The sequence below is a fragment of the Pseudomonas sp. 9.3L genome (genome assembly GCF_058536285.1).
In genome coordinates this window covers 1071636-1089022 of the sequence record NZ_JBZUBK010000001.1, presented here as the reverse complement: position 1 = coordinate 1089022, position 17387 = coordinate 1071636, and the positions used below count along the sequence as shown (strand labels likewise).

Here is a 17387-nt window from a genome sequence, read left to right as displayed (position 1 = left end):
AGGTAAAAAAAGCGCAGGGTACAGGATAGGCACCGGCGCGGGCCAGGGCAGGATCGGGCACCCTGCTTATCGATAATTCAGAAAGACGTTCTCGCGCCCAAACTGGTCACGCAAGGCTTGGATCAGGTTGTCCGCCGGGTCGATACGCCACCCCTCCCCCAACTGCAGCAAGGCACGGGCCTCGTTGGAACTGTAGTCGAGGGTAATCGGGCAGGCGCCTCGGTGCTTGCCCAGCAGCGTGCCCAGCCAGGTAATACGGTCACCACCCAAGGCATCAACATTGACTTTGATGCGTAGGCTCTCGGCAAGCTGGGTGCGGGCGTCTTCCATGCTTAACACACGCTTCACGCGCAGGCGCAGGCCCCCGGAAAAGTCGTCGTTGCTCACCTCCCCTTCTACCACTACCACCGTGTCGGTCTGCAACAAGGCTTGGGCGCTGTGGAAGGCATCGGCGAACAGCGAAGCCTCGATGCGCCCGGAACGGTCATCGAGGGTGATAAAGCCCATCTTGTCGCCTTTCTTGTTTTTCATCACGCGCAGCGCCACGACCATGCCGGCAATGGTCTGGGTGTCGCGGGCCGGCTTGAGGTCAATGATGCGTTGACGGGCAAACCGGCGAATCTCTTTTTCATATTCGTCGATAGGGTGGCCTGTGAGGTACAGGCCCAAGGTGTCTTTCTCACCTTTGAGACGATCCTTGAGCGACAGCGGCCGGGCTTTGCCATGGTTGGCGTAGACATCGGCGTCCGGCTCGGCAAACACCCCACCGAATAAGTCCACGTGGCCGCTATCCTGGGTGCGCGCCGTTTGCTCAGCCGACTTGATCGCTTCTTCCATGGCGGTCAACAGCACGGCACGGTTGCGGTCAATGTTGGCCTGGTACGCCTTGGGCTCATCATGGAAATGCGGCCCGAGGCGATCCAGCGCCCCGCTGCGCACCAGGGCATCAAGGGTTCGCTTATTGATGCGCTTGAGGTCCACCCTTGCGCAGAAATCAAACAGGTCCTTGAAGGGCCCCGCCAGGCGCGACTCGACAATCGCCTCTACTGGCCCTTCGCCAACGCCTTTGATCGCACCCAGGCCATAGACGATACGACCATCGTCGTTGACCGTGAACTTGAAATCCGAAGTGTTCACGTCAGGGGCGTCGAGCCGAAGCTTCATGCTGCGCACTTCTTCGATCAAGGTCACGACCTTGTCGGTGTTGTGCATGTCGGCTGACAGCACCGCTGCCATGAAGGGCGCAGGGTAATGTGCCTTGAGCCAGGCGGTTTGGTAAGACACCAGGCCGTAGGCCGCGGAGTGAGACTTGTTGAAGCCGTAGCCTGCAAACTTTTCGACCAAGTCGAAGATGTTGCCTGCCAGGTCCGCGTCGATGTTGTTTTGCGCGCAGCCTTCAATGAAGCCGCCACGCTGCTTGGCCATCTCTTCGGGTTTTTTCTTACCCATGGCACGACGCAGCATGTCAGCGCCACCCAGCGTATAGCCGGCCATCACCTGAGCGATCTGCATCACCTGTTCCTGATACAGGATGATGCCGTAGGTAGGCGCCAGTACCGGCTTGAGCCCTTCGTACTGGTAATCGGGGTGCGGGTAGGCCAATTCGGCACGGCCGTGCTTGCGGTTGATGAAGTCGTCCACCATGCCCGACTGCAGCGGGCCCGGGCGGAACAGTGCGACCAGTGCGATCAAGTCTTCCAGGCAGTCAGGCTTGAGCTTCTTGATAAGCTCTTTCATGCCCCGGGATTCAAGCTGGAACACTGCCGTGGTTTCGGCTTTTTGCAACAGGCTATACGTAGGTTTGTCGTCTAGCGGGATGAAGGCGATATCCAGCGGCGGCTCGTTCACCTTGGCACGGTCGCGGTTGATGGTCTTCAGCGCCCAGTCGATGATGGTCAGGGTACGCAGGCCGAGAAAGTCGAACTTCACCAGGCCCGCTGCCTCTACGTCATCCTTGTCAAACTGGGTGACCAAGCCATCGCCGGCTTCATCGCAATAAATGGGCGAGAAATCAGTAAGCTTGGTAGGCGCGATCACCACGCCCCCTGCGTGCTTGCCTACGTTACGGGTAATGCCTTCAAGCTTGAGGGCCATGGCCCAGATCTCTGCGGCCTCTTCGTCAGTGGCCAGGAAGTCTCGAAGCATCTCCTCCTGCGCGAAGGCCTTTTCCAGGGTCATGCCCACTTCGAAAGGGATCATCTTGGAGAGGCGGTCCGCCAACCCATAGGACTTACCCTGTACACGGGCCACGTCGCGAACCACGGCCTTTGCAGCCATGGAGCCGAAGGTAATGATCTGGCTTACCGCGTTGCGGCCGTATTTGTCGGCCACGTACTCGATGACCCGGTCGCGGCCATCCATGCAGAAGTCCACGTCGAAGTCGGGCATCGACACCCGTTCAGGGTTCAGGAAGCGCTCGAACAGCAAGTCATATTCGAGCGGGTCCAAGTCGGTGATTTTCTGCACGTAGGCCACCAGCGAGCCGGCGCCCGACCCCCGGCCAGGCCCTACTGGCACCCCGTTGCTCTTGGCCCACTGAATGAAGTCCATCACGATCAGGAAGTACCCGGGGAACCCCATCTGAATGATGATGTTGAGTTCGAAATTCAGCCGGTCTACGTACACCTGGCGCTTGGCTTCGTAGTCTGGCGTGGTGTCGCGAGGCATCAAGACCGACAGCCGCTCTTCGAGGCCATCGAAGGACACCTTGCGGAAGTACTCATCGATGGTCATCCCGTCCGGGATCGGATAATCCGGCAGGAAGTGCTTGCCCAGCTTCACCTCGATGCTGCAACGCTTGGCAATCTCTACGGTGTTTTGCAGGGCATCGGGCAGGTCGCTGAACAACTCCGCCATTTCCTCGGGGCTTTTGAGGTACTGCTGGTCGCTGTAATTACGTGAGCGACGCGGGTCGTCCAAGGCACGGCCTTCCCCGATACACACTCGGGTTTCATGGGCCTCGAAGTCTTCGGCCTTGATAAATCGCACGTCGTTGGTTGCCACCAGGGGAGCGCCCAGGCGATCAGCCAACGCCACCGCAGCGTGGAGGTAGTCTTCGTCCCCGGCGCGGTTGGTGCGCTGTACTTCGATGTAAAAGCGGTCCTCGAATAGCGCCAGCCACTCGCGCAACAGCACTTCTGCCTGTGCCGGGTCATTGCCCAGCAACGCCTGCCCGATCTCCCCTTCCTTGGCCCCAGACAAGGCAATGACGCCTGCACGGGCCTCGGCAATCCACGACCGTTCGATCACGATCACGCCGTTACGCTGGCCCTCGGTATAACCCCGGGAAATCAACTCGGTGATGTTGCGGTAGCCTTCAGCATCCATGGCCAGCAGCGTGATGCGGCTCAAGGGCGAGTCGGGGGCAGAGCCTGCCAACCACAGGTCGGCACCACAGATAGGCTTGACCCCTGCCCCCATGGCCGCCTTGTAGAACTTCACCAACGCGCACATGTTATTCATGTCGGTAACTGCCACGGCCGGCATGTTCATCCCGGCCAGGCTTTTGATCAACGGCTTGATCCGTACCAGGCCGTCAACTAGGGAATATTCGGTGTGCAAGCGAAGGTGAACGAATGAAACCGGCATGGGCGTTCCGTGGGCGATTAAGACGAGAGCGGGGAATTGTACCGAGGCAAGGCGCCTAATGCATGAGCGTCAGGCGTCAGCGTAATCGGTATCACGTGCTTGGTACGCCGCGCGTACCGGGGCAAAGGAGCGCCGATGAATAGGCGTAGGGCCAAGCCGCGCCAGTGCTTCGAGGTGCACCGGAGTGGGGTAGCCTTTGTGGCTGCCCATTCCGTACCCAGGGTAGATCAGCTCGAACGCGGTCATTTCCCGGTCACGGCTGACTTTTGCAAGGATCGAGGCTGCGGCGATCGCCGGCACCTTGGCGTCCCCCTGGATAACCGGCGAACTGGGCACTGACAGCACCGGGCAGCGGTTGCCGTCGATGAGCGCCCTGCACGGTGTGATATGCAACCCGTCAACGGCGCGCTGCATGGCCAGCATCGTGGCGTGCAAGATGTTCAGGCGATCGATTTCATCCACCTCGGCCCGCGCGATACTCCAGCTCAAGGCCTTTTCGCAGATCTCCTCATAGAGGGCCTCGCGTCGCGCTTCGGTGAGTTTCTTCGAATCATTCAGGCCCAAAATCGGGCGCGCCGGATCGAGAATGACCGCAGCTGTAACCACCGCGCCACACAAGGGGCCACGCCCTACTTCATCGACGCCCGCGACCAGTGCTTCCACCAAGGTGTAGTCCAGGCCCATCTGTAATTGTGCAGGTTGCATAGCGAGGTTCCAATCAGCGTGACAGCAGGCCCAGCACCGCGCTGGCGGCCTGGTTGGAGGCATCCTGCCGAAGGGTGCGATGAATCGCATCGAAACCCTCTGTTTGCGCCTCGGGGGCTTCCAGCAAAGGCAACATTGCTTGCGCCAGTGCCTCTGGCGTGGCGGCGTCCTGCAGGATTTCTGGCACGAGCGCACGCTGGGCGAGCAAGTTGGGCAAGGACACATACGGGCTTGTGACCATACGTTTGAGTACCCACCAGGTCAACGGCGCCAGGCGATAGGCCACAACCATCGGTCGTTTGTAGAGCAGCGCTTCCAGCGTAGCGGTGCCCGACGCGATAAGCACGGCATTGCAGGCCGCCAGTGCCTCATGCGAGCGCCCATCCAGCAGCGCAATAGGTAGATCGCGGCCTTCCAGCAGTGTCTCTAGCTGGGTACGGCGCTCAGGGCTGGCACAGGGCAGTACGAACCGCAGGCCGGGGCGGGCCATCAGCAACCGCTGCGCCGTCTCGAAAAACAGAGTGCCCAGGCGCCTGACTTCGCCACCACGGCTGCCGGGCATCAAGGCAATTACTTGGTCCTGGTCAGCAAACCCGAGGGCCTGTCGGGCCGCTGCACGATCGGCGTGCAGGGGTATCTGGTCTGCCAGGGAATGCCCGACAAAACGCACGGGCACCCCTTGCGCCTCGTAGAAGCGAGCCTCGAAGGGGAACAAGGTAAGCATCAGGTCGCAGCCCTGGCGAATTTTTTGCACCCGCTTTTGCCGCCACGCCCACACTGACGGGCTCACATAATGGACGGCCTTAATGCCTGCCTGATGCATACGGGCTTCGATGGCTAAGGTGAAATCAGGGGCGTCGATGCCAATGAACACGTCAGGCCTGGCCTGTAGCAGATCCTGAATCAAAACCTTGCGCCGGCCCAGTAACTCACGCAGCCGCCCCAGGACCTCTACCAGCCCCATTACCGCTAGGCGCTCCATTGGGAATGAGGACCGTAACCCTTCGGCCTCCATCAAGGGGCCACCTACGCCAATGAAGCGCACCTGAGGGCTACGCGCCTTGAGCGCTCGCATGAGGCCGGCACCCAGAATGTCACCGCTGGCTTCGCCGGCGACCAGGGCCACGCACAACGGGGTAGAGCCTGCCGTCATCAGCGGGTAATGCCGCGGGATGAATCGCGGATGGACGCGGCAAACAGCGCCACTTCCGGGCACTCCTCGGTCATCACGTCCAGTTGAGTCAGTGCCTGCTCAATCGTAAGGCCCTGGCGGTACACCACCTTGTAGGCGTTGCGTAGCGCGTGCAGGGTCACGTCACTGAACCCTCTGCGCCGCATGCCTTCAAAATTCATGCTGCGGGCCTGGGCCGGGTTACCAAAGACCGTTACGAAGGCAGGCACATCCTTGCCGATGGTGGTCCCCATGCCGGAAAAGCTGTGGACCCCGATATGGCAGTACTGATGGACCAAGGTATACCCGGACAGAATAGCCCAGTCCCCTACATGAACGTGCCCGGCCAACGCCGTATTGTTTACCAGGATGCAATGGTCGCCGATCACGCTGTCATGCCCGATATGAGCATAGGCCATGATGAGGTTGTGGTCGCCCAATGTGGTTTCAAACCGGTCCTGCACCGTACCGCGGTGGATGGTCACGCCTTCCCGGATCACGTTATGGTCACCAATGACGAGCCGGGTGGCTTCGCCTTTGTACTTCAAATCCGGGGTATCTTCGCCAATGGACGAGAACTGGTAGATCCGGTTGTGCTTGCCCACTCGGGTGGGCCCGCGCATGACCACGTGAGGGCCGATGACGGTCCCTTCGCCGATTTCAACCCCTGCGCCGATGATCGACCACGGGCCTACCTCAACGCCCTCGGCCAGCACGGCCGAAGGGTCGACGATTGCACGAGGGTCGATCAAACTCATAGCTTGCGTTCCGCACAAATGATTTCAGCGGAGCACACAGGCTTACCGTCTACGGAGGCCTGGCAGTCGAACTTCCAGATCTGGCGCTTGCAACTGATGAAGCGCGCCTCGAGGATCAGTTGATCGCCTGGGGTCACAGGCTGGCGGAAACGCAGCTTGTCGGAACCTACGAAATAATACAGCGTGCCGTCCGACGGTTTGACGTCCAGCATCTTGAAGCCCAGGATGCCCGCGGCCTGGGCCATGGCCTCGATGATCAGCACACCCGGCATGATGGGGTGGGCCGGAAAATGACCATTGAAGAAAGGCTCGTTGATACTGACATTCTTGTAAGCGCGAATGCGCTGGCTCTCGACATCCAGTTCCACTACCCGGTCAACCAGCAGGAAAGGGTAGCGGTGAGGCAAGTATTCGCGAATCTCGTTGATGTCCATCATATCGGGGGGAAGCCTGTATAAAAGAGAGGGAGCGCGCACGCGTGCGGGGCCGCGCAGGTGCGGCACTCCTTGCCTCAGCAGCGCCGTCTAGCGGCAGGACACTGCTGATATTGAAAAAGGATCAGCCATCTGATGCCCCGTGGTCACCACGGGTCACCGCTTCGATTTGCTTTTCTGCCTGGCCGAGCCGCCGGTACATATCATCCAGCTGGCGCAAGCGCGCCGCACTTTTACGCCACTCGGCCGCAGGCTGCATGGCGGTGCCAGAGGAGTAAGCACCCGGTTCGGTAATGGAACGGGTGACCATCGTCATGCCGGTAACGAACACGTTGTCGCACAGCTCGATATGGCCGACCAGCCCCACACCACCCGCCAGCATGCAGTGCTTGCCGATTTTGGCGCTGCCCGAGATACCCACACAGGCCGCCATGGCGGTGTGGTCGCCGATCTGGACGTTGTGAGCGATCTGGATCTGGTTGTCGAGCTTGACCCCGTTGCCGATGAGGGTGTCAGCTAGCGCACCTCGGTCGATGGCAGTGTTGACGCCGATTTCCACGTCGTCGCCAATACTCACTCCACCGATCTGGGCAATTTTTTGCCAGACGCCTTTATCGTTGGCAAAGCCGAAGCCTTCGCCGCCCAGTACCGCACCCGATTGAATAACCACACGCTTACCGATACGCACGTCGTGGTAGAGGGTGACCCTGGGCGCAAGCCAACCACCCTCGCCGATCACGCTGCGCGCGCCGATGAAGCAGTGAGCACCGAGGGTTACGCCCGCGTCGATGACCGCGCTACTCTCGATGACCACAAACGGGCCAATACTGGCAGTCGGGGCCACTGTGGCATCTGGGGCAATGCACGCACTGGGGTGTATGCCGACCGGCGCGCGGGGCTTGGGATCAAATGAGTGAGATATTTGGGCGTAGGCCAGGTAAGGGTCGGGCACTATCAAGGCGTTCCCGTCAAAGCCTTCAGCATGCTCGCGCTTGAGCATCACCGCGCCGGCCTGGGTAGTCGCCAGGTGCTTGCGGTATTGCGGGTTGGCCAGGAAGCTCAACTGAGAAGGGCCGGCCTCCTGCAAGGTGGCCAGCCCGTCAATTCTGTGCGCTCGGGCGCCGATAAGCTCGGCGCCCAGAGTGTCGGCGATGTCGCCGAGGGTAAGGCTCGACGTCATCATCACTTGGACTGATTCATGCGCTCGATAACTTGGCGGGTGATGTCGTACTGAGGCTTGACATCGATTACTGCGCCGCGCTCCAGCACCAGATCAAAGCCGCCCTGCTTGATCACACCTTCCACTGCACCGTCGAGTTTGGGCTTGAGCTGCTTGAGCATGTCGCGGTCTGCAGAGGCTTTGGCTTCGTTCAGTTCCTTGGACTGGAACTGGAAATCACGGGCCTTCTGCTTGAAATCCAGCTCCAACCGCTCACGTTCAGGCTGCTGCATCTTGTCACCGCCTTTTACCAAGCGGTCCTGAATGTCCTTGGCGCTGCTTTCGAGGGACTTCAGTTTGCTCAGCTGTGGGCCGAACTTCTTCTCGGCATCCACGGCATATTTCTTGGCGGCATCTGATTCGAGCAGTGCCATTTGGTAATTGAGCACCGCAATTTTCATGTCGGCGAAGGCCGGGGTAGCGAATATGGCAGCGGCCAGTACAACCAGTTGGGTCAGCTTACGCACGATACACTCCTGCGAATTCGTTGTTATGAGTACCAAGGCACGACGCTTAGAACGTCTGCCCCAGCGAGAATTGGAAGATCTGGGTTTCGGCTTCTTCGGGCTTTTTGATCGGCATTGCCAGGCTAAAGCTCAACGGGCCCAGTGCAGTGATCCAGGTCACACCTAGGCCTACCGACGCCGCCACATTGGAGAAGTCGATGGAGCCACAGTCTTTGGTTCTGACCGGATACTCTTTGCTCGCAGTCGAGTATTGGCACTTGGAGTCGAAGACGTTACCCACATCGGCGAACAACGAAGTACGCAACGATTTTTGATCCTTCACGAACGGCATGGGGAAGAGAATCTCCGCGCCGCCGGTGATCATCACGTTACCACCGAAGGCCAGGCTGTCCTGATCCGGGTCGTTGGTGGCGGGCGTACTGCGCGGGCCCAACGTGCTGTCTTTGAAACCGCGCACGGAGTTAAAGCCACCCGCGTAGTAGTTTTCATAGAACGGCAAGCCGTCGCTGGAGCCGTAGCCATCGCCATAGCCCAACTCAGTATGGAGGCGCATGGTGTAGTTTTCAGTGATTGGTGCAAACAACTGGCCACGGTAGTCAAGCTTGTAAAATGACAGGTCGCTGCCTGGTGTAGTGGTTTCCAGGGTGAGGCTCTGCGAGTGCCCGCGCGTCGGTAGCGTACCCCGGTTCAGGGTAGAGTCAGACCAGCCCACCGAGGCTTTGAAGTTGGTGAAGCTATCGCCTTCACGGTCGATGAAGTCGTAGATTTCACCAACGGTGTAGGTACCGGTGTTGATCTCATCCTTCTGTACGGTCAAACCGAAGGTAAGACGCGACGTTTCGCTGATGGGGTAGCCGAAGTTGAGGCCCGCGCCCAGGCTGTCTACGGCGTAGCTCGCTACGTCCACATCCAGGTCGTCGTAGTCGGTCTTGCGATAGAAGGCGTTATAACCCAGGCTCACACCGTCAGGCGTGTAGTAGGGGTCGACGAAGCTGAAGTTGTAACGGGTCTGGTACTCAGAACGGGTAAGGCCGATGCTCACCTTGTTACCGGTACCCAGGAAGTTGCTCTGGCTGATCGAGCCACCCAGGATCAGGCCTGCGCTCTGGGCAAAGCCCACGCTGGCGGTAATCGAGCCGGACGGTTGCTCTTCGACCGTGTAGTTCACGTCTACCTGGTCATCCGTACCCGGTACGGCTGGGGTTTCGACGTTCACTTCCTTGAAGTAGCCCAGCCGCTCAAGGCGGGTCTTGGACTGGTCGATGAGGTAAGTAGAAGCCCACCCCCCTTCCATCTGGCGCATTTCGCGACGCAGTACTTCATCGTCGGTTTTGGTATTTCCGCGGAAGTTGATCCGGTTTACGTAAGCGCGCTTACCTGGGTCTACCGCGAAAGTGATGTCCACGGTGTGGTCATCATCATGGGGCTGAGGCACGCCGTTGACGTTGGCGAAGGTGTAACCTTCGTTGCCCAGGCGGCGGGTGATGAGGTCCGAGGTGGAGGTCATTACCTTGCGCGAGAATACTTGGCCCGGTTTGACCAGCAACAGGCTCTTGATTTGATCCTCAGGGACCTTGAGGTCACCGCTGAGCTTCACGTCACGTACCTTGTACTTCTCGCCTTCGTTCACATTCACTGTGATAAAGACGTGCTTTTTGTCAGGCGTGATCGACACCTGCGTGGACGCAATGTCCATGTTGATGTAGCCACGGTCCAGGTAGTACGAGCGCAACCGCTCCAGGTCACCGGACAGTTTTTCACGGGCATACTTGTCGTCGTTCTTGAAGAACGACAGCCAGTTGGTGGTCTTTAGCTCGAACAGGTCAACCAGGTCTGCTTCAGGGAACACCGTGTTGCCGACCACGTTGATGTGCTGGATCGCGGCAACGGTACCCTCGTTGATCTTGATTTTCAGACCCACGCGGTTGCGCGGCTCGGAAACCACTTCAGTGTCAACGGTGGCAGAGTAACGGCCTTGCGCAACGTACTGGCGCTGCAACTCGTTACGTACCCCTTCGAGAGTAGCACGCTGGAAAATCTCGCCCTCTGCAAGGCCCGATTGCTTCAGACCCTTGAGCAGGTCATCCGTGGAGATGGCCTTGTTGCCTTCGATATCGATGCTGGCGACCGAGGGCCGCTCAACAACGTCGATGACCAGGACGTTACCGTCGCGCCCCAGTTGAATGTCTTGGAAAAACCCGGTTTTGAACAGCGCCCGCGTGGAGTCCACCAGCGTGCGGTCGTCGGCTGTTTCGCCCACGTTAAGGGGCAGTGCACCGAACACGCTGCCTGCGGACACCCGCTGCAGGCCGTTGACTCGGATATCGGAGATGGTGAAGGACTCGGCGTGAACTTCGGCGATCATCAGTGCGGACAACACCGCAGTTAGCAGCAGACGTTTCATGAAGTCCTTTCTTATTCCAACTGGCAATAAACAAACTGCCGCAAAAGCGGCAGGTTCGCAATTGTGCGACTCATTACAACCGACCCAGGTCGTTTATCAGCGCGAGGAGCATAACCCCAACCACGAGACTGATACCGATCTGGACCCCCCAGCCCTGTACCCGATCGGACACCGGCCGACCCCGAACCCATTCGATCAGGTAGAACAGCAAGTGCCCCCCATCCAGGACGGGAATAGGAAGCAAATTGAGAACTCCCAGGCTGATACTCAGATAAGCCAGGAAATTCAAGAAATCCCCAAGGCCCGACTGGGCCGAAGCGCCCGCCACTTTAGCAATGGTTATCGGTCCACTCAAGTTTTTTACCGACAGCTCGCCAAAGAGCATTTTCTTCAACGAATCAAGGGTCAGTATGCTCATTTCCCAGGTACGACGGGCACCCTCGATAATTCCCTCCAGCGGGCCATAGCGGACCTTCCGCAGCATGTCTGCGGGCCACTGGACTTGAGCAACACCTGCACCCAGGTAACCTGTAGCCGCATCGCCCTCCCCTTTACGGGCCAAGGCCACTGGCACATCGATGCGTTGACCGTCACGTTCGACCGTCAGGGTCACGCGCTTGTCTGCACGTTGACGTACACCGTCTACCACCTGCTGCCAATCGACCAGCGGTGCACCTTCCAACCCAACCAGGCGGTCCCCAGACTTGAGCCCCGCAGCCTTGGCAGGCCCCTTGGGGTCGATTTCGGCCAACACTGGCTCTAACGCTGGGCGCCAAGGGCGCACCCCCAGGGAGCGCACCGTGTCGGGCTCCTCGCTGCCCTTGAGCCACGCCACCAGGCTGAGGTTGTGATCACTGGCTATGCCATTTTCATCTCGGGTCTGGATGGCCAGATTGCCGGTTTCACCCAGCCTTCTCACCAGCTCCATATTGACAGCCGACCAGCCGGAAACCGGCTCACCATCCACCTGAATGATTTCCTGCCCCGCCTGCAAACCCGCGTTCGCCGCCAGGCTGCCAGGCTCGACGGCGCCAATGACCGGGCGTACCTGTTCGCTCCCCAGCATGGCCAGGAACCAGAAAAACACGATGGCCAGCAGGAAGTTTGCGACAGGCCCCGCAGCAACGATGGCAATACGCTGAGCGACAGGCTTACGATTGAACGCTTGGTCTAGCTCGGCGGGCAAGACCTCGGCTTCACGCTCGTCGAGCATCTTGACGTAGCCACCCAGCGGAATGGCCGCCACCATGTACTCCGTGCCGCGCTTGTCAGACCATTTGAGCAGGGGCGTACCAAACCCTACCGAGAACCTCAAGACCTTGACCCCACAGCGCCGAGCCACCCAGAAGTGGCCAAACTCATGAAACGTTACCAGTACGCCCAGTGCAACCAGGGTACCTACCAACATATAGAGCGCGCTCATAGGCTTCTCCGCAGTACCTGGGGGCGTTTGACTGCCCGTAGGGCGAACCAATCGGAACTCATAGGTTGCGCCGAGTCAACCACTGCTCGGCAGCGCAGCGGGCGCTAGCGTCAGCAGCAAACACAGCTTCGAGGTTTTCCAGTGCCTTTCCAGGCTGCTGGTCAAGTACAGATTCGATCATACTCGGGATCTGGGTATAACGGATGCGCCGTGCGAGAAACGCTTCCACCGCCACTTCGTTGGCGGCGTTAAGCGTAGCCGGCGCGCTGCCCCCGGTTTCGGCGGCTTGCCGTGCAAGGCGCAAGCAGGGGAAGCGCTGCTCGTCAGGTGCCTGGAAATCCAGCCGTGCGATGCTGAAGAGGTCCAGCGGCGGTACGCCCGAATCGATCCGCTCAGGCCAGGCCAAGGCACTGGCGATCGGTGTGCGCATGTCCGGGTTGCCCAGTTGTGCGAGCACAGACCCATCGATGTAATCCACCAGCGAATGAATGACGCTTTGAGGGTGTACCACCACCTCAACCTGGGAAGGCCGGGCATCGAACAACCAGCAGGCTTCTATCAGCTCCAGGCCTTTATTGGCCATGGTGGCAGAGTCCACGGAAATCTTGCGGCCCATGGACCAGTTAGGGTGCGCACACGCCTGCTCGGGTGAAACGCTCTCCAGCGCTGCCAACGGCGTATCACGAAAGGGCCCACCGGAGGCCGTAAGCAATATGCGACGAACTCCGATAGGCCCCAGACCTTGACCATAATTACTGGGCAGGCACTGGAAGATAGCGTTGTGCTCGCTATCGATGGGCAGAAGCACCGCATTGTGGTCGCGAACCGCCTGCATAAAGAGGCCGCCGGACATCACCAGCGCTTCTTTATTGGCCAGCAGTACCTTCTTCCCTGCCCTGATGGCAGCCAATGTCGGGGGCAGGCCCGCAGCACCCACGATGGCTGCCATTACGGCATCTGCTTCGGGTGCAGCGGCTACGTCGCACAACCCCGCCTCGCCATGCAGGACGTCCGTGGCCAACCCTGCGTTACGCAGGCGCTGGGCAAACGCGCCTGCATCTGCAGTGTTAGCCACCACCACCACCTGAGGCAGATGGCGCTTGCACAGCGTCAGTAGCTCGTCGAGTCGGGTATGGCCTGTTAGGGCATACACGTCATAGCGATCGGGGTGGCGGGCAATGACATCAAGGGTGCTTTGCCCTATCGAGCCAGTCGCCCCTAACACAGTAATACGCTGCACGGCCCTCACACCATGCCCCAGCCAGCAGCCCACAACAGCCCGGCAAACACCGGGATGGCTGCCGTCAGGCTGTCGATGCGGTCTAGCACGCCACCATGGCCTGGCAACAAGTGGCTGCTGTCCTTGATACCGGCCTGGCGCTTGAACATGCTCTCGGTGAGATCACCCACGATGGAGACCAGCACGATCACAACCGTTGCGACCAGGGCAGCGATCACCTGCCCGGCAGACCATTCGCGCACCATGCCGGTGACCAGCGTCACGACCAGGGCGATACCCAGCCCACCGTACACGCCAGCCCAGCTTTTGCCAGGGCTGACCGCCGGTGCCAGCTTGCGCTTGCCGAAGGCACGGCCTGAGAAGTACGCGCCGATGTCGGCTACCCACACCAACACCATCACCGCCACGATCAACCAATTGCCAGTGCCGGACGGCCAGCGCTTGAGTAGCAACAGCCCTTCCCAGGCCGGTAGCAATACCAGCAGGCCAATGAGAATCTTGCAAGCGATGCTGGACCAATAATGGGCGCTGCCCGGGTACGTCATCACCAGCCAGGTGGCCACGGCCCACCAGATTACCGCCAGCCCCAACACCCAGGGGGCCAGCGTTGGCACCATGTACAACACCACGAGCATGCCGGCTACCACAGCAGCGAACAGACACCGTGAGGGTTGTGATACCAGGCCTGCCAGACGTGCCCATTCCCATGCGCCCAAGGTCACCACCGCGCCAATGAACAATGCAAAGCCGCCGCCATCGAGCAAGAAGAAACCACAGAGGGCCAGGGGCAGCAGCACCAGGGCAGTGAGAATGCGTTGTTTAAGCATCAGGCACGGGCTCCAGCTTCGACCTGCTCGCTGGTTTTACCGAAGCGACGCTGGCGGGAAGCGAAATCAGCCAGCGCAGTGCGCATGGCATCGTGTTTGAAGTCCGGCCAGTACAGGTCGGAGAAATATAATTCCGCGTAGGCTAACTGCCATAGCAGGAAGTTGCTGATGCGGTGCTCGCCCCCCGTGCGGATGCACAGGTCAGGCAGAGGCAGCTCGCCAGTGGACAAGTAGGCCTGCAGACGCTCCGGCGTAATGTCCTCAGGCCGCAACATGCCGCCCTGCACCTGCCTGGCCAACTGCTGGGCAGCCTGTGCAATATCCCACTGCCCGCCGTAATTGGCGGCGATTTGAAGCACAAAGCGGCCCGAACCCGCCGTCAACCCCTCCGCTTCGGCCATGGCGGCCTGCAGGTCGGGGTGAAAGCGGCTACGGTCGCCGATGATACGCAGGCTGATATTGTTTTCGTCCAGGCGGCGCGCCTCGCGGCGCAACATGGTGAAAAACAACTCCATCAGCGCACCGACTTCTTCGGCGGGCCGCTGCCAGTTTTCACTGGAGAAGGCAAAGAGCGTCAGCACTTCTACATGGGCTTCAGCGCAGACTTCGATCACGGCGCGTACCGCGTCCACACCCGCCTTGTGACCGGCGACACCTGGCAACAGGCGTTTTTTAGCCCATCGGTTGTTGCCATCCATGATGATCGCCACGTGCCGGGGAACGGACGCAGGCGCTGCCGGCTTAGTTTTTTGCATGGAAACGCCCAGGCCTTTGCTTATACAGCCATCAAGTCGGCTTCTTTGGCTTTGACAGCCGATTCAATCTCAGCCACGAACTTGTCAGTCAGCTTCTGTATATCGTCCGCCGCGCGACGCTCTTCGTCTTCGCTGATTTCTTTTTCTTTTACCAGATCCTTGAGTTGGCTGATTGCATCGCGACGGATGTTGCGAACAGCCACGCGACCGTCTTCAGCGGCTTCACGCGCCTGCTTGGTGAAGCCCTTGCGGGTTTCCTCGGTTAGCGCAGGCATGCTCACCAACAACAACTCACCCAGGTTGGTAGGGTTAAAGCCCAAACCGGCGCTTTGGATAGCCTTGTCCACGGCGCTGAGCATGTTGCGCTCGAACGCGACCACTTGCAGGGTTCGGGAGTCTTTTACCGTAACGCTGGCCACCTGGTTAATAGGCGTATCGGCCCCATAGTAAGGGACCATTACCGCTTCCAGAATGCTGGGGTGGGCCTTGCCGGTGCGAATACGGCCAAAGGCATGGCTCAGCGAATCCAGGGACTTCTGCATACGCGCCTGGGCGTCTTTCTTGATTTCGTTGATCATTATTCGCCTTCCTCGATCAATGTTCCTTCTGCCCCGCCCACTACGATGTTCAGCAGGGCGCCGGGTTTATTCATGTTGAACACGCGCAATGGCATGTTGTGATCGCGACACAGGCAAATGGCCGTGAGGTCCATGACGCCCAGCTTGCGATCCAGTACTTCGTCATAGGTCAGCCGGTCGAATTTCTCGGCGTGCGGATCCTTGAAGGGATCGGCAGTGTACACACCATCGACCTTGGTCGCCTTCAGCACGACGTCCGCACCGATCTCGATCCCTCTGAGGCAAGCGGCCGAATCGGTGGTGAAGAAGGGGTTACCCGTACCTGCGGAGAAAATTACCACATCGCCCGTGCCCAGGTGACGAATCGCTTTGCGACGATCGTAGTGATCGGTAACACCGACCATAGAGATCGCGGACATGACGATGGCCGAGATGTTGGAGCGCTCCAGTGCGTCCCGCATTGCCAGCCCGTTCATCACGGTGGCGAGCATACCCATGTGGTCACCGGTGACTCGGTCCATCCCGGCAGCACTCAAGGCTGCGCCGCGGAAGAGGTTGCCGCCGCCAATCACCAGGCCAACCTGCACCCCGATGCCGACCAGCTGACCGACTTCCAGGGCCATGCGGTCCAGGACTTTGGGATCGATACCAAACTCCTCGGACCCCATCAGGGCTTCGCCGCTTAATTTGAGCAAAATGCGTTTATAGCGAGGTTGACGACTACTCACCTGCTGGGCCATTGCGTATCACTCCTGCGGCGTTCTTGAATATTCAGGCCGGGGCCTGTTCACACATGCGCATCTGGCGCCTACCGCGATGCCCAAGGCATTCACGGGGTATTACAGAAACCTACCGGGACCTACCGGGACCTAATTTGACAAAGAGGCTGCGCGCGTGAGCGGGCAGCCTCTTTGGGTGACAGTGACGAACCTGTCTTACTGCTTGCTGGCAGCGGCCACTTGTGCGGCAACTTCATCAGCGAAGTTGTCTACCGGCTTCTCGATGCCTTCGCCTACTTTGAAGTAAGTGAAGGAAACGATTTCAGCGCCGCCCTGCTTGGCCAGAGCGCCTACGGTGAGCTCTGGGTTCTTGACGAACGCTTGCTCTACCAGGCTGGCTTCGGCCAGGAACTTCTTGATACGACCTGCCACCATGTTTTCCACGATATTGGCAGGCTTGCCCTTGATTTTTTCTTCGTTGAGCGTCATGAACACGCCCTTTTCACGCTCGATGGCTTCGTCGGACACTTCCGATGGCAGCAGGAACTCAGGGTTGCTGGCCGCTACGTGCATGGCGATGTCCTTGGCCAGCTCGACGCTACCGCCCTTGAGAACGACCGCAACGCCAATCTTGTTACCGTGCAGGTAGGTACCGACTACGTCGCCTTCTACACGCACCAGACGGCGGATGTTGACGTTCTCACCGGTCTTGCCTACCAACACCAGGCGATCCGACTCCATGGCTTCGATCAACGGCTCGACGGTGGTCAGCTTGTCAGCGAACGCTTTGTCGACGGCGTTGGCAACGAAGGCCTTGAAGTCGTCTTGCAGGGCAAGGAAGTCGGTCTGCGAGTTGACTTCCAGCAGTACGGCGGTTTTGCCGTCGTCTTTGATGGCGATTGCGCCTTCGGCCGCTACGTTGCCGGCCTTTTTAGCCGCCTTGATGGCGCCAGAGGCACGCATGTCGTCGATGGCTTTTTCGATGTCGCCGCCGGCCTTGGTCAAGGCCTTCTTGCAATCCATCATGCCTTCGCCGGTACGCTCACGCAGTTCTTTAACCAGCGCTGCAGTAATCTCTGCCATTTCAAAATCCTCTCGA

15 protein-coding genes are annotated in these 17387 nt (G+C 59.5%); all 15 read right to left on the bottom strand.

Annotated features, from left to right (window positions below):
• Nucleotides 1–66: 66 nt before the first annotated feature.
• The 15 genes from dnaE to tsf all read right to left on the bottom strand — a co-directional run bounded on the left by dnaE (nucleotide 67) and on the right by tsf (nucleotide 17371).
• On the bottom strand, nucleotides 67–3588 hold the full coding sequence (dnaE, locus tag AC4LE2_RS04950) for a DNA polymerase III subunit alpha (protein WP_491824520.1): 3522 nt from the start codon (nucleotides 3586–3588) through the stop codon (nucleotides 67–69).
• 69 nt (nucleotides 3589–3657) lie between these two features.
• Nucleotides 3658–4293, bottom strand: coding sequence for a ribonuclease HII (gene rnhB, locus AC4LE2_RS04945; protein WP_491824518.1), 636 nt, complete (start codon nucleotides 4291–4293; stop codon nucleotides 3658–3660).
• Nucleotides 4294–4306: 13 nt separating this feature from the next.
• A complete protein-coding gene (gene lpxB, locus AC4LE2_RS04940; protein ID WP_491824516.1) occupies nucleotides 4307–5446 on the bottom strand; it encodes a lipid-A-disaccharide synthase in 1140 nt (379 codons plus the stop codon).
• Entirely contained in the window at nucleotides 5446–6222 is a 777-nt protein-coding gene (gene lpxA / locus AC4LE2_RS04935; protein ID WP_491824514.1) for an acyl-ACP--UDP-N-acetylglucosamine O-acyltransferase, read from the bottom strand. The genes lpxB and lpxA overlap by 1 nt, the downstream gene beginning before the upstream one ends.
• Nucleotides 6219–6659, bottom strand: a complete 441-nt coding sequence (gene fabZ / locus AC4LE2_RS04930) for a 3-hydroxyacyl-ACP dehydratase FabZ (RefSeq protein ID WP_491824512.1) — start codon at nucleotides 6657–6659, stop codon at nucleotides 6219–6221. The genes lpxA and fabZ overlap by 4 nt, the downstream gene beginning before the upstream one ends.
• A gap of 121 nt (nucleotides 6660–6780) precedes the next feature.
• Nucleotides 6781–7842 carry a UDP-3-O-(3-hydroxymyristoyl)glucosamine N-acyltransferase gene (gene lpxD, locus AC4LE2_RS04925; protein ID WP_491824510.1) on the bottom strand — a complete coding sequence of 354 codons (1062 nt, stop codon included), beginning with the start codon at nucleotides 7840–7842 and terminating at the stop codon, nucleotides 6781–6783.
• Nucleotides 7839–8342 (bottom strand): OmpH/Skp family outer membrane protein, encoded by a 504-nt coding sequence (locus AC4LE2_RS04920; RefSeq protein ID WP_491824508.1) that lies wholly within the window; start codon nucleotides 8340–8342, stop codon nucleotides 7839–7841. The genes lpxD and AC4LE2_RS04920 overlap by 4 nt, the downstream gene beginning before the upstream one ends.
• A 46-nt stretch (nucleotides 8343–8388) precedes the next feature.
• Complete coding sequence (gene bamA, locus AC4LE2_RS04915; protein WP_491824506.1) at nucleotides 8389–10746, bottom strand: outer membrane protein assembly factor BamA; 2358 nt, start codon at nucleotides 10744–10746, stop codon at nucleotides 8389–8391.
• A gap of 73 nt (nucleotides 10747–10819) precedes the next feature.
• On the bottom strand, nucleotides 10820–12169 hold the full coding sequence (rseP, locus tag AC4LE2_RS04910; protein ID WP_491824504.1) for an RIP metalloprotease RseP: 1350 nt from the start codon (nucleotides 12167–12169) through the stop codon (nucleotides 10820–10822).
• A gap of 58 nt (nucleotides 12170–12227) precedes the next feature.
• Nucleotides 12228–13418, bottom strand: coding sequence for a 1-deoxy-D-xylulose-5-phosphate reductoisomerase (ispC, locus tag AC4LE2_RS04905; RefSeq protein WP_491824502.1), 1191 nt, complete (start codon nucleotides 13416–13418; stop codon nucleotides 12228–12230).
• Entirely contained in the window at nucleotides 13415–14236 is an 822-nt protein-coding gene (locus AC4LE2_RS04900) for a phosphatidate cytidylyltransferase (RefSeq protein ID WP_491824500.1), read from the bottom strand. The genes ispC and AC4LE2_RS04900 overlap by 4 nt, the downstream gene beginning before the upstream one ends.
• On the bottom strand, nucleotides 14236–14991 hold the full coding sequence (gene uppS, locus AC4LE2_RS04895; protein WP_491824498.1) for a polyprenyl diphosphate synthase: 756 nt from the start codon (nucleotides 14989–14991) through the stop codon (nucleotides 14236–14238). Before uppS ends, AC4LE2_RS04900 begins: the two co-directional genes overlap by 1 nt.
• A gap of 20 nt (nucleotides 14992–15011) precedes the next feature.
• Nucleotides 15012–15569, bottom strand: coding sequence for a ribosome recycling factor (frr, locus tag AC4LE2_RS04890; RefSeq protein ID WP_491824496.1), 558 nt, complete (start codon nucleotides 15567–15569; stop codon nucleotides 15012–15014).
• Nucleotides 15569–16309 (bottom strand): UMP kinase, encoded by a 741-nt coding sequence (pyrH, locus tag AC4LE2_RS04885; protein ID WP_491824495.1) that lies wholly within the window; start codon nucleotides 16307–16309, stop codon nucleotides 15569–15571. The genes frr and pyrH overlap by 1 nt, the downstream gene beginning before the upstream one ends.
• Nucleotides 16310–16504: 195 nt before the next feature.
• Nucleotides 16505–17371 carry a translation elongation factor Ts gene (gene tsf / locus AC4LE2_RS04880; protein WP_491824494.1) on the bottom strand — a complete coding sequence of 289 codons (867 nt, stop codon included), beginning with the start codon at nucleotides 17369–17371 and terminating at the stop codon, nucleotides 16505–16507.
• Between the last annotated feature and the right edge of the window lie 16 nt (nucleotides 17372–17387).

Coding starts and splice junctions, on each gene's coding strand:
- fabZ (WP_491824512.1), bottom strand. CDS start 6,659: ATGATGGACATCAACGAGATTCGCGAATACTTGCCTCACCGCTACCCT.
- lpxB (WP_491824516.1), bottom strand. CDS start 5,446: ATGACGGCAGGCTCTACCCCGTTGTGCGTGGCCCTGGTCGCCGGCGAA.
- AC4LE2_RS04900 (WP_491824500.1), bottom strand. CDS start 14,236: ATGCTTAAACAACGCATTCTCACTGCCCTGGTGCTGCTGCCCCTGGCC.
- bamA (WP_491824506.1), bottom strand. CDS start 10,746: ATGAAACGTCTGCTGCTAACTGCGGTGTTGTCCGCACTGATGATCGCC.
- dnaE (WP_491824520.1), bottom strand. CDS start 3,588: ATGCCGGTTTCATTCGTTCACCTTCGCTTGCACACCGAATATTCCCTA.
- rnhB (WP_491824518.1), bottom strand. CDS start 4,293: ATGCAACCTGCACAATTACAGATGGGCCTGGACTACACCTTGGTGGAA.
- rseP (WP_491824504.1), bottom strand. CDS start 12,169: ATGAGCGCGCTCTATATGTTGGTAGGTACCCTGGTTGCACTGGGCGTA.
- frr (WP_491824496.1), bottom strand. CDS start 15,569: ATGATCAACGAAATCAAGAAAGACGCCCAGGCGCGTATGCAGAAGTCC.
- tsf (WP_491824494.1), bottom strand. CDS start 17,371: ATGGCAGAGATTACTGCAGCGCTGGTTAAAGAACTGCGTGAGCGTACC.
- uppS (WP_491824498.1), bottom strand. CDS start 14,991: ATGCAAAAAACTAAGCCGGCAGCGCCTGCGTCCGTTCCCCGGCACGTG.
- pyrH (WP_491824495.1), bottom strand. CDS start 16,309: ATGGCCCAGCAGGTGAGTAGTCGTCAACCTCGCTATAAACGCATTTTG.
- lpxA (WP_491824514.1), bottom strand. CDS start 6,222: ATGAGTTTGATCGACCCTCGTGCAATCGTCGACCCTTCGGCCGTGCTG.